Annotated in this window: 9 protein-coding genes and 2 pseudogenes; 3 read left to right on the forward strand and 8 right to left on the reverse strand. The window is 71.5% G+C overall.

Annotation, left to right across the window (positions count from 1 at the left end; genetic code table 11):
• Positions 1-145 precede the first annotated feature (145 nt).
• From ACIBNA_RS44415 to ACIBNA_RS44435, 5 genes are read right to left on the reverse strand one after another with little or no spacing between them, the layout of a single operon-like run.
• A complete protein-coding gene (locus tag ACIBNA_RS44415; RefSeq protein WP_399171127.1) occupies positions 146-823 on the reverse strand; it encodes a response regulator transcription factor in 678 nt (225 codons plus the stop codon).
• Positions 824-852: 29 nt separating this feature from the next.
• Positions 853-3,504 carry an FtsX-like permease family protein gene (locus tag ACIBNA_RS44420; protein ID WP_399171129.1) on the reverse strand — a complete coding sequence of 884 codons (2,652 nt, stop codon included), beginning with the start codon at positions 3,502-3,504 and terminating at the stop codon, positions 853-855.
• Positions 3,501-4,244, reverse strand: a complete 744-nt coding sequence (locus tag ACIBNA_RS44425) for an ABC transporter ATP-binding protein (protein ID WP_399171130.1) — start codon at positions 4,242-4,244, stop codon at positions 3,501-3,503. The genes ACIBNA_RS44420 and ACIBNA_RS44425 overlap by 4 nt, the downstream gene beginning before the upstream one ends.
• Positions 4,231-4,962, reverse strand: a complete 732-nt coding sequence (locus tag ACIBNA_RS44430; RefSeq protein ID WP_399171132.1) for an ABC transporter ATP-binding protein — start codon at positions 4,960-4,962, stop codon at positions 4,231-4,233. Before ACIBNA_RS44430 ends, ACIBNA_RS44425 begins: the two co-directional genes overlap by 14 nt.
• Before the next feature lie 5 nt (positions 4,963-4,967).
• On the reverse strand, positions 4,968-5,579 hold the full coding sequence (locus ACIBNA_RS44435) for a hypothetical protein (RefSeq protein ID WP_399171134.1): 612 nt from the start codon (positions 5,577-5,579) through the stop codon (positions 4,968-4,970).
• A gap of 169 nt (positions 5,580-5,748) precedes the next feature.
• Between ACIBNA_RS44435 and ACIBNA_RS44440 the strand changes: the two genes are divergently transcribed.
• Positions 5,749-7,104: a histidine kinase dimerization/phospho-acceptor domain-containing protein gene (locus ACIBNA_RS44440; protein WP_399171135.1), complete on the forward strand. Its 1,356-nt coding sequence runs from the start codon at positions 5,749-5,751 to the stop codon at positions 7,102-7,104.
• Between the two features lie 473 nt (positions 7,105-7,577).
• Here the strand turns inward: ACIBNA_RS44440 and ACIBNA_RS44445 are convergent.
• Positions 7,578-8,510, reverse strand: a pseudogene (locus ACIBNA_RS44445) (IS481 family transposase); the annotation flags it as partial.
• A gap of 177 nt (positions 8,511-8,687) precedes the next feature.
• On the opposite strand from ACIBNA_RS44445, the gene ACIBNA_RS44450 reads away from it, so the two are divergent.
• Positions 8,688-9,872, forward strand: a complete 1,185-nt coding sequence (locus tag ACIBNA_RS44450; protein ID WP_399171137.1) for an IS701 family transposase — start codon at positions 8,688-8,690, stop codon at positions 9,870-9,872.
• Positions 9,873-10,458: 586 nt separating this feature from the next.
• On the opposite strand, the gene ACIBNA_RS44455 is transcribed toward ACIBNA_RS44450, so the two are convergent.
• Positions 10,459-11,430: a M56 family metallopeptidase gene (locus tag ACIBNA_RS44455; protein WP_399171138.1), complete on the reverse strand. Its 972-nt coding sequence runs from the start codon at positions 11,428-11,430 to the stop codon at positions 10,459-10,461.
• A gap of 5 nt (positions 11,431-11,435) precedes the next feature.
• Positions 11,436-11,819, reverse strand: coding sequence for a BlaI/MecI/CopY family transcriptional regulator (locus ACIBNA_RS44460; RefSeq protein ID WP_399171139.1), 384 nt, complete (start codon positions 11,817-11,819; stop codon positions 11,436-11,438).
• 206 nt (positions 11,820-12,025) lie between these two features.
• On the opposite strand from ACIBNA_RS44460, the pseudogene ACIBNA_RS44465 reads away from it, so the two are divergent.
• Positions 12,026-12,213, forward strand: a pseudogene (locus tag ACIBNA_RS44465) (hypothetical protein); the annotation flags it as partial.

Here is a 12,213-nt window from a genome sequence, read left to right on the forward strand (position 1 = left end):
CCAACCACTGATCGTCCGAAAGGTCCCCACGCCCCACACCGAGATCATCACGGCCTGAGGCGTGTTCAGGAGCTCAGTTCAAAAACACGCCCTAGCCCTGTTCGAGGCGGTATCCGTGTCCCCGCAGTGTGGTGATCCGCGGCAGTCATGCGGGGCGGGCGGACGCCTCAGCCGCGTGGGTGAGGCGGCGGCGCAGTCCGGCCATGGTGACGTCGAGGGTCTTGGTGGAGCCGAACCAGTTCTCGTCCCAGACTTCCGCCATGAGCGTCTCGCGGGACACCGCCGCGCCCGCTTGCCGGGCGAGGACGGCGAGGAGCTCGAACTCCTTGGGGCGGAGCGGGATGTCCTTGCCATGGAGTAGGCAGCGGCGTGCCGTGGTGTCGAGGACGAGGTCGCCGATGCTGATCGGTTGCTGCCGGGGGGAGGCGATGGTGCGGCGGCGCAGGTGGGCGCGGAGGCGGGCCAGGAGGACGGTCAGGCTGAAGGGTTTGACGAGGTAGTCGTCGGCTCCGGCGTCCAGTCCGGCGATGACGTCGATGTCGTCGGTGCGGGCGGTGAGGATGATGATCAGCAGGCCGGGGTGGCGTGCCCGCAGGGTCCGGGCCACGTCGAGGCCGTCCACGTCGGGCAGACCCAGATCCAGGAGCAGCACGTCGTAGGAGGTGTGCGTGGCCTCGGCGAGGGCGCCGGTGCCGGTGCGGCTCCAGGTGGCGGCGTAGTCGTGGCTGCGGAGTCCCGTTTCGAGGTGGCGGCCGATGGTGTCGTCGTCCTCGACGACGAGGACGCGGAACCGGCTGCGGTCCGGTGCGGCGGGCGTGCGCATGAGAGGCAGCGTAGAGGCTGGTGGGGCGTTCACAGGTCGCGGAGTTCCTCGACGGCGGGGCGGGTGGCGCGGCGTATTCCGTTCAGCGCGGCGGCCAGTACGGCTGCAACGGCGGCGGAGGCGGTCAGCGTCAGGTAAGCGGTGGGGACGGACAGGGTGGCGGGCGGGGGGTCGAAGACGCCGGTCAGGACCTTGACCAGCATCTCTGACAGGGCCCAGCCGATGAGCGCGCCGCCGGCCAGGCCGCCCGCGGTCAGCAGGATCGCCTCGGTGAGGACCATGCCGCGCAGGTGGCGTCGCGTGGCGCCGAGGACGGTGGCGATGGCGAAGGTGCGGCGGCGTTCGGCGAGCCCCAGGGCGAGGACGAGGCCACCGGCTCCGGCGGCGAGCAGCACCGCGAAGGCCAGCTCGATGCGGGTCAGCCCGGCGAGGTCGACGGAGGTGAGACTGGTGCCGACGGTGCCGCGGGTCTGGGTGAGGTCGGTGACGGTGGCGCTGGTGCCCAGGCGGTGGCGCAGGTGTGCGGCGATGTCCTTCTGGTGGGTGCCGCCGGTGTCGAGGAGGAACGCGCCGACCGCGTCGTTGCCGGTCGCCTTGGCGATGTAGGAGGCGTTGGCGACGAAGAAGCTGTCCTTCGGCGCGGTCGGGAACTCCTTGACGATGCCGGCGTAGTGGAAGGGCACTGTGCGCAGGGCCTTGGTGTGGCTGTCCTGGATGCGGAGCTTGATGGTGTCGCCGGGGGAGAGCTGGAAGTCGCTGACGGTCTCCGCGCTGACGAGCAGCGCGTCGGGGCGCTGCGCGAGCCGGTGCAGGAGGGCGCGGGCGGTGCCTCCGGCGAAGTACGCGTCCTGCAGGGAGGTGGCGGAGGCGATCGTGTCCGGGTGTACGCCGTAGAGGTCCTGGAGGTCGGAGCCGACGTAGGCGAAACGGTGCTGGAGCGGCTCGACATGCCGTACGCCGGAGACCTTGAAGGAGGCCGCCGCACTGGGCGGTGTTCGGGATCCGGGGGGTTCGGTGACGGTGACGTCGGCGCCGTTGGTCAGGCGTGCGTCGACCTCCGCCTGCTGTTGGTACGTGGAGTTGAAGGTCGCGGTGGACACCGCGAACGAGACCGCGAGGGCGAGCAGCACCACCGAGCGGGCCATGGGACGGCGGCGGCGGGCGAGGACGGCGGCCGTCGTGCCCGCCATGTTCGACGCGAGTGGAAGGGACAGCCGGGCCAGCACGCGGCGACCGTGGGTGAGGGCGAGCAGCGTCAGGCGCCACAGCAGCAGGGCGGCGCCGGCCCACAGCAGTGCAGGGCCGAGGAAGGCCCAGTACGACACGGAGATGCTCGGCACGCCTTCGAGGGCGAGGACGAGGGCGTACTGGTTGCCGGAGGAGGCGCGGAACACCAGCCAGGAGGCGATCAGCAGCAGGAAGTCCATGCCGCAGCGCATCCACCAGGCACTGCGCGGCGCGCGTACGGCCGTCTTGCGGGTGTCGGCGACTGTGACCGTGCGCAGGTCGCGCAGCGCGGGGGCGAGTACGGCGCCTGCGGCCACGGCGACGCCGAGGGCGAAGGCCAGGGCGTACCAGGTGATCCACGCGCCCGCGGCGGTCCCGAAGGAGGCCGCCCCGAAGGCGATGTGACCCGTCAGCGCCGCGATGCCGAGGCCGGCCAGGGAGCCGGTGGCACCTACCAGCGCTGCTTCCAGGCCCGCCAGGGCGGCGATGCGGCGGGGCCGCAGTCCGCGCAGCCGCAGCAATCCCTGCTCCTGGCGGCGGCGTTCACCGCCCGCGGAGGCCACCGCGGCGGTCAGCGCGGCGGCCAGCACCGCGCCCGGCACGCCGAGGAACAGGAAGAGGATCTGCGCATACAGCGCGTCCTGACGGGCGGAGTCGAGCACCGCGCCCAGGTTGTTGCCGACGAGTACGCCGCCCGAGGCGCGCGCTTCCAGGTTGTGGGCGGCGCCGGTCACCGCGGTGAACGAGGCGGCGGGGTCGGCGGGCAGGTGTGCGTCGCGTGCGGCGTGGATCTGGGTGGTGACGGCGGCGCCGGACGCGTGCCCGGTCAGGGAGGCGAACTGCGCGGCGGGCAGGAGGACCACGTTGTCGGGCGGGGCGGTCGGCTGGGACTGGCTGGGGGCACCGACCCTCTGGAACAGCGAGTCCGCCTGGGGCAGGTCGACGACGCCGTCCACGCGGACCTGGCGTACCCCGGCCCCCGGGAGCCGGATGCCGATGGTGTCGCCGGGGGCGGCGTGCAGGTTGGAGGCGGTCTGCTGGGCGAGCAGCACCCCGTCGGGGCGGCCGGTCAGCGGGCGGATCTCGCCGGGGAACAGCCGGCGGTAGCCGTCGGGGAGGCCGAGGACCATGCCGGGGCCGGTCGTCTGCGTACTGCCCTGTGAGGCGGTCGTGAAGGCGGTGCTATGGGCGAAGCCGACGGGCACGGCGGCTCGTGTGCCGGGGGCTTTGCGTACGAGGGACAGCACGGATGACGGGTTGGTGCCGGGCTGTACCTCCACCTGCCAGTCCACGGCGACCGAGCGGATGGCGCGTTGCGTCATGGTCGCCTTGGACGCGGTGAGGAACGAACCGAGCGCTGCGATGAGGCCGACGGCCAGGGCGATCCCGGCCATGGCCGCGAGCAGCCGTCCGGTGCGGTGGCGGGCCAGCCCGCCCGCCCACGAGGCGTTCATGAGGTCTCCTTTACATCCGCCGCTACAGCGGGTTCGTCGGCTTCCCCGACGGTGACCAGGCGGCCGGCGCGCATGGTCAGCCGGGTGGTGAGGCGCCCGGCGACTGCGGGGTCGTGCGTGGTGACGACGAGGGCCGCGCCCGTGCGGTCGGCCGCCGTCAGCAGGGCGGCCAGGACACGGCCGCCGGTGGCGTGGTCGAGGCGGCCGGTGGGCTCGTCGGCGAGGATCAGACGGGGTGCCTGGGCCAGGACGCGGGCGGCGGCGACGCGCTGCGCCTGGCCGCCGGAGATCTCCTCCGGCAGTCGCTCGGCCAGCGCGGCGGCGTCCACCAGGGCGAGGGCGGCGGTGGCGGCCTCACGCGCGCGGGTCTCGGGCACGCCGGCGAGGACCAGCGGCAGGGCGGTGTTCTCCACGACGTCCAGCGCCGGGATCAGGCTGTCGCTCTGGAAGACGAGCCCGATGTCACGTGGACCGGCCAGAGCGGGCCAGGCGACGCTGCCGCTGGTGGGCTGCTCCAGCCCCGCAAGCAGATGCAACAGCGAGCTCTTGCCCGACCCCGAGGCGCCGACGATCGCCAGCCGGTCACCGGCGCGCACTTCCAGGCTCGCGCCGTGCACCGCGACGACCGCGTGCGGGCCGCGGCCGAAGGTCAGGGCAGCGTTCTGACAGGCGACGAGCACATCGTCCTGCGACAGTGAGGCCATCGTGCCCTTCCGGAGCGTCTCGTCATGCAAGGGCATCGCGGGCCTCCTGCCGTTCCGCGCGGTCTGCTCCTGCGGAGGCATCGCGGACCCTTCCGTCGTCCAGGGCGATCACCCGATCGGCGATCCTGACGGCCTCGGCGCTGTGCGTGACGATCAGTACGGCACAACCCGTGGCGGCACGCTCGCGCAGCATCTCCAGGATCAGCCGCTCCGTGCCGCCGTCCAGCTCGCCGGTCGGCTCGTCCGCGAGCAGGACCTCGGGGGAGTTGGCGAGGGCGACGGCCAGTCCGGCCCGCGCCAATTCCCCGCCGGACAGCTCCCGGGGCAGCGCGTGCGCCCGCCCCGCGAGGCCCACCTGGTCGAGCAGGTCCCCCGCAGCTATGCCCGGCCGGCCGTGTACGGCGCCGTGCGCCAGGCGGATGTTGTCGCGCACGCTGAGGTGGGCGACGAGGTTGCGAGCCTGGAGCAGGACGCCGATGTGGCGGGCCCGCAGCCGGGCCCGTTCGGTTTCCGGCCGGTGGCTGATGCGTACGCCGGCGACGCGCACCTCACCGCCCGAGGGCTCTTCGAGACCGGCCAGGCAGGACAGCAGCGTGGACTTACCCGCCCCGGACGGCCCGACCACCGCGACCGTCTCACCGCGCTCCACGCACAGGGACACCCCGCGCAGCGCCAGCGTCTCCTCCTCGCCCGCCCGGAAGAAGCGGTACAGCTCCCGGGCGGTGAGGGCGTCGTCATACGACGGTGTGGTCATGGCGGTCACCGCCACGCGAAGGAGTCGCTGACGATGCGCCAGGGATCCACGTTGTCGGCGGTCACGGGCCCGGACAGGGTGAGGTCCACCTCGCGGCCCTGCCGGTAGAAGGCATACCGCTCGAAAGCGTCGCGAACGACCTTGCCGGTGACCGTGTCCGGGGCGGAGTCGCCTTGGTAGGTCAGCAGGACGGCCCGCCCCGCGTGCCGGGTCACCTGCGACACCTTGGAAGCGGCCAACTTTTTGACCTGCCCGCGCAGGTGGGGAACGACCTGGTTGGTGACCAAGCCGGCCGTCGGCGCCGTGGAGGCGGAGGAGCTGGAGATCTGAACGCGGTTCAGCTTGTCCGTGAAGACGATGGTGCCGCCCTGGCTGGTGCGGGCCCAGCCCTCGGGCACCTTCACCGTGAAGCCGCCGCCCGGCGGCTGGTAGGCGACGAACGCCTGGTTGTCGGGGATGTCACCGGCCGGGTTCGCCTCGGTGGGCGCCGCGGAGGCGCCGGCCGAAGCGGACCCGGAGCCGGTTCCCGACCCCGTGCCCGACGAGCCCGAACACCCGGCGGTCAAGGCCGCCGCGAGAACGAGCCCGACGACGCCGAAGGTACGTACGTGTGCCATGGCCACTGCCCTCCTGAGAAACGCCCGGCGCCTTTGGCATGGGCCGGGCTGCCATGGCACCGACACTAGGAAGGGGCCGGTTAACGCCCCGCTCGGCGAGGGTTAGACGACGGCAAAAGCACGCGGCGGGCCGCGCCCGGCCGCACGGCCGGCCCGCATGATGGGGAGCATGAGACAGCATGTGGTGCGCGTGGCCGTCACCGCCGTACTGGTCGCCCTGGTCCTTCTCGCGATACCCCTGGCCGTCGCCATCAGGTCCTCCCTGTACGCCGACCAGCGCGACAGCCTGGCACGGGCCGCCCTGGCTGGGGCCGCCCGCGTGAACCCGGACTACGCGAGCGGCGACCCGGTCGAGCTACCGGCACCGGCGGCCGGCGAGCGCCTCGGCCTGTACGACCCGGCCCTGCGCCTGCGCGCGGGCAGCGGCCCCCGGACGGGGGACGACCCGGTCCGGCGATCGCTCCACGCGGTCATCACCCGCGGCGAGACCGGGGGCGAACTCGTCGTCGCCGTCCCCATCTCCCACGACGAGCACGTCATCGGCGTGGTCCGGGCCTCCTCCGAGGTGGCGGCGGTCCGCAGCCGTGTCCTCATGGGCTGGGCAGCCCTGCTCGGCGCGGCCATGCTCGCCCTGACCGTCGCCGTCCTAGTCGCCCGCCGTCAGGCGCGGGCCCTCGCCGCCCCCCTGGAGGACCTCTCACGCCACTGCCGGGCGGTCACCGAAGGAGACCTGACCGCCCGGGCCCGCCCCAGCACCGTCACCGAGATCGACCAGGTCGCCCACACGCACAACAACATGCTGCACAGCCTGTCCGAACTCCTGTGGCACGAACGGGACTTCACCGCTAATGCCTCCCACCAGCTGCGCACCCCACTGACCGGCCTGCAGCTCACCCTGGAGGCGGGACTGGAGCAGGACGACACGCGCCTGCGGGCCACCTTGGAGGAAGCCGTCGCCGCCACCCGCCGTCTGCACGGCACCGTGGAGGAGGTGCTCCGGTTGGCCGGCGCACACGGCGTTGCCCACCCCGCCGCGCCGGACCGGCAGGTGGGAGAGCTCCTCCGGGACACCGAGGAGCGATGGCACGGACTCTTCGCCCAGGACGGCAGACGCCTGGACTGCTCCGCCGCCGACGTGCCGGACGACGCGCTCGTCCAGGGCGGGCCGGTCGCCGAAATCCTCGGCGTCCTGCTGGACAACGCACGCACACACGGATGTGGCACCGTCCGCGTCACGGCCAGGGATCTCGACGATGCCCTTGCCCTCGACGTCACCGACGAGGGAACGCCGTCCGCTGAACCGGCGCGGATTTTCATGCGCGGACATAAGGGAGGTGGCACGGGCACGGGCATCGGTCTCGCCCTCGCCCGCGACCTGGCCGTCTCACTGGGCGGGAGGCTGTTCCTGGCGAGCGGCGATCCCACGACGTTCACGCTCCTCGTCCCCGTTCGTCACGACGGCTCCAGCGGTATCCGCAGCGTGAACGTCGCCCCCTTGCCGGGGGGCCCGGCGACTGAGCGGTGAGATCGCCGCCGTGGGCGTGGGCGATGCCCCGAGCGATGTGTCGATGTGACGGCGACCCGGGTGTGATTCCGGTGTTGGTAGTGAACCGCTCCGGGTTCGGTGGAGGCTCTATACGTTGCCTCCAGCCGCCGGTTGGGGCTGGTGTTGAGCGTAGTGTCCACGCACCCAGACCGAATGGACCGACGAGCAGCAGACCTCATGGAAAACCGCATGGCGGCCCTGGCGCGACCTCGCCGGCGACGTCCAGGCCGCCATCACGGATCACGCGAAGGAGCAGGGCACGCCGCGCCACCAGGTTGAGGCGGAGGTGAAGAAGGCCGCACGCCACCCGGACCTCGTGGTCGGCGGCTGACCTACGAGTCCTGCGACCAGCTCGCGAGCACCTGCTCGCCGTCGTCGGCGCGCTCGGTCAGAACGATCCGGGGCGCCGTCGATACTGCCCCACGAGCCGATCCACGACCGGTACTGGTGCTGGTGTGCTGACCGGAGAGGTTGGTGACGCGGCTGGCTGGGGTGTGGCCGCCGATGCCGGTGTGGGGTCGGTGGTAGTTGTACCAGTCCAGCCAGTCGGGAAACGCGGCCTGTCGCTCCGCGTCTGAGGCGTAGGGCCGGTGGTAGGCCCACTCGTCGAGCAGGGTGCGGTGGAAGCGTTCGACCTTGCCGTTCGTCTGCGGTCGCCAGGGCCGGGTCCAGCGTGGGTTGATGCCCAGGTCGCGGCAGGTCTGGCGCCAGGTGTTCTTGGTGTAGGCCCAGGCGTTGTCGGTCAGCACCCGCTCGACGGTCACACCGCGTGCGGCGAACCAGGCGACCGCTCGTCGTAGGAAGCCGGCGCAGGTGGCGGCCTTCTCGTCGGGCAGGTCTTCGGTGTAGGCCAGGCGGGAGTGGTCGTCCAGGGCGGTGTGGAGGTAGGCATATCCGGTGCCGGTCTTGTTGCGGCGTCCGTCGGCCCGGCCCAGGGCCTTGTGGCCGCCGCCGTCGGGGATGCGGCCGAGTTTCTTGATGTCGATGTGGACCAGTTCGCCGGGCCGGGCTCGTTCGTAGCGGCGGATGGGTTCGCTGGTGGCCCGGTCGGTGGCGGCCAGGACGGGCAGGTAATGGGCGGTGGAGGCGGCGATGCCGCATCGGGCGGCCAGTCGCACCGGTCCGATGCGGTGCTCGCGCCGCAGGCGCAGGACCTGCTGTTCGATGGAGGCCGGGGTGCGGCGGGGCTGGTGGTGCGGGCGGCTGGAGCGGTCGTGCAGGCCCGCTGCCCCGTGGCACCGGTAGCGGCCGGCCCAGCGGGCTGCGGTGGTGTGGCTGACCTGGAAGCGTTCCGCCGCTCGTCGTAGCGGCCAGCCGTCCTCGACGACACACCGGGCCAGACGCAGCCTGCCGGTCGGTGTCAGCGGGGCATTACGGTGGGACAACGAGGGCCTCCTGGGCGTCGGTTGTAGATCTCGCAATCCACACCGAAACCAGGGGCCCTCGCCCCGTTCAAGGACCACTCAAGGCGTGTCGCCTGTCACCAACGTCCCCGGACAGCACAGCTAGTACTGCAACGGTCTTTGCCGTGACTGCTGGCCAGCTCTGTCGTTGTTGTGGTCATGGGTGGGGACCTTGCTGATGTCAGGTTGTGGGCGGGTGAACTGGGTGCTCTGCATGAGCGGTTCGTGCACCGGTTCAACCGGGAGGAGCCGCGTCAGTCGGCGCTGGCTTACATGCGTGGGCTGGTTGCGCCGCTGCAGCGCAAGAACGGCTGGACGCTGGCGGAGGAGGCAGGACACGCGGGTCCCGATCGCATCCACCGGCTGCTGAACCGGATTGAGTGGGACGCCGACGAGGTCCTGAACGACGTACGCGACTACGTGGTGGAACATCTCGGAGACAGCGATGCCGTCCTGATCGTCGACGACACCGGCTTTCTGAAGAAGGGCGTCCGTTCGGCCGGGGTGCAAAGGCAGTACTCCGGCACCGCCGGCCGCACGGAGAACTGCCAGATCGGCGTGTTCCTCGCCTACGCCACCGGCCGCGGACGCACGTTGATCGACCGCCGTCTGTATCTGCCCACGTCCTGGACGGACGACCGGGAACGCTGCCGCCGGGCGGGCATCGACGACCACGTCGCCTTCGCCACGAAGGTGGCCATGGCCAAGGCGATGGTCCGCCGGGCCATCGCCGACAAGATCCCGTTCGCCTGGGTCACGGCGGACGCCGCCTACGGCTACAGCAAGGGCTGGCGGTTCGAGCTCGAGCAAGCGGACGTCTTCCACGTCATGGCCACCACCCGGCACGACACCGTCGTCACCCGCTGGTCCATCGACCACCCCGTCCACGACCTGTTCCCCGGCCTGCCCCGGCAGAAATGGAAACGCCGTTCCTGCGGCGAGGGAGCCCATGGCCGACGGATCTACGACTGGGCCCGCGTCGAAGTGAGGCCCTGGCACCGCGAGGACCGCCGGCACTGGGTCCTCGCCCGCCGCAGCGTCAGCAGGCCCGAGGAGATCTCCTACTACATCGCCTACTGCCCCGCCGACACCACGCTGGACGAGCTGATCCGAATCGCGGGCAGCCGCTGGGCGGTCGAGGAATGCTTCCAGAGCGCCAAGCAGGAATGCGGCCTGGACGACTACCAGGTCCGCCGCTACCCCGGCTGGCACCGCCACATGACTCTGGCCATGGCCGCCCACGCCTGCCTGACCGTCCTGCGGGCCCGACAGCTGGACACGGACAAAGCAGAAACGGATCCTCCCAGCTCATCCACCTCAGCCTCGCCGAAATCCGACGCCTGATAACCCGCCTCACCAACCTCCGACCAGCACCGGTCGACCACATCCTGCACTGGTCCCACTGGCGCCGCCGACGCCAGCACCAAGCCCGCATCAGCCACTACAAACGACGCGGACACAGCCCCTGAACTGCCCAGTACTCAGAACAAGCACCGTTGCAGTACTAGGCCGTGGGCCGCTTGCCCCACCGTCCGTGCATCACCGGCAGATTCGGCTCGAACGACTACGGCATCAACCTTCGAGGGCAGCAGCACGTCAATTTCTTCCAGGGTTGGGACGTCCATTGGCTTGCCCTGACTGCGATGTGCCGGTTTGGCGTCAGTGGGGTGGCGGCAGTGACCGCATGTCAGTTTGGTGTGTTTGTGTTGGTGGTGGCGTGGTTAATGGGCCAGGTCACTGGCTCGGGGTGGTGTGTGCGGGGGATGTCGCTGTCATGGGGTGGTACACCTCGCTCTGCTCCGCTGTCATGGGAATGGCACTGCTGATTCTTCAGTGGCTGGGCAGACCGCGTGTCCCCGTGCGTGCGGCTGGGGCTCGGTTCGGTGGCCGGCGCCGTCTTGGAAGAGGGCCCCGTCGGGCGTTGGGTGGGTCAGCCGGCGCCTGCGAGTTTGAGGAGCAGGTGCAGGTCGTGGGCGGCCGCGAAGGTGCACAGGGCGCTGGAGCCGACGACGGCGGCGGCTGCGGCCAGTGGCAGCAGGGGGAGGTTCAGCGGCAGCGAGTACGCCCGGGGTTCGGCCAGCAGTGCGGCGACGCGGCGGGGGACTGGTCCCGCGGTGGCCAGGGGACTGCGACGGTGCCCGAGGAGGCCGAGTACGGCGCCGGGCAGTCCCTTGCGGGATGGGGTGTGTGCGGTGGCCAGGGCTGCCTTGCCGATGGCGCGGGCGACTTGGCGGCGGTTGCCGCATGCGGTGGCGGCTCGTTCGTCGGCCCAGCGTTCGATGGTGTAGGCGACGGCGGCGGCCGCTGGCCGCAGCAGCGGGTTGCAGGTGGCGGCCAGCTGGGTGAGCGCGACGAAGGCGTAGTGGTGACAGGCCAGATGAGCCCTCTCGTGGGCGAGCATGGCCTGGCGGTCGGCGTCGTCCAGGGCGTCGAGCATGCCGGTGGATACCACGATGCGGCCTGGTATGCCGGGCAGCGCGTACGCGTCCGGGGCCGGGTTGTCGATGACGACCAGCCGGTCGGGTCCGGGCAGACAGGCGGCCTCCAGCGCCGCAGCGGCCAGTGCCCGCACCCGGCGCCATAGCATCCGCACCCCCGCCACCACCGCGGCGGTCAGCAGCAGGCCGGCCGCGACCGCCTCCGCGGCGGAGACCGGGTCCCCGGCGCGCACGGTGCCCACTGACCAGCCTCCCACCAGTGCGGCCAACGGCAGCCGTACCACCCCGGCCACCGCCAGGACGCCCAACGCGGTCCAGCTAAGCGCGGCCAGGGCCAACGCGCTCGCGGTCAGCAGCCAAGTCGCAAGCCGCGGCTCCAGCCGCTCGGCCAGCGGCCGGGCTGCCAGCGCGGCCGCGATGGGGAACAGCAGCGGCAGGTAGGCCGCCAGGTGCCATACCGTCACCCCGCTCACCCCCGCTCGTCCAGGTCGCCGAGAAGCTGCCGCAGCAACTCCTCGTCCCGGGCCGGCAGATCTTCCACGAACCGCGCCAGCACCGCCTCACGGTCCGGATCGGACTCCAGCACCTGCCGCATCCGGCGGGCGGTCAGCCCCTGCGCATCGGTCACCGGCGCATAGGCGTAGGCGCGGCCCTGCTTGGTCCGGGTCAGCAGTCCCTTGTCGAACATCCGGGACAACACCGTCACCACGGTGCTGTACGACAGGCCGCCATCCAACTGCTCAAGCACCTCGCCCGGGGTCAGCGCCCGCCGCGAGGACTGCAGCAGGGCCAGGACCTCGGCCTCCAGCGCGCCGCCCGGCCTGCGCTCACCCGGAACGTGTCCGGTGTCCACCAGGCGCACCTCCCATCCGTGATCTACAGTACTGTAGAACTTCTACGCGTCAGTAGAAGTTGGTTGTCCGCCGAGTCTGCCATGCCCTCCAGGTGTGGCGCACCACCGGCACCGCGGCACGGCCCCAACCTCCGCGACCGCGTAGGCGTCACCCGACCAGCTGCCGGCCGGGGCCTGCTGCTCCTCTGCTTCTTGGGAGATACCGCATGATGATGATCCATCCCGCCGTCCAGCTCGCCTTCGACGGCTCCCGCATCGACGGCTCACTGTTCACTGCCGTCACCAACTCGGCCCGCGATACGAAGTGGCTGAACACTCCGCTCAGCCTGTGGACCAATGCCGGGCTCGGGGTGTTCGCGGTGCTGATGCTGGTCGGCTGGTGGCAGGCCCGCCG

The sequence above is a fragment of the Streptomyces sp. NPDC050164 genome (genome assembly GCF_044459945.1).
In the GTDB taxonomy this organism is placed as follows: domain Bacteria; phylum Actinomycetota; class Actinomycetes; order Streptomycetales; family Streptomycetaceae; genus Streptomyces; species Streptomyces coeruleorubidus_A.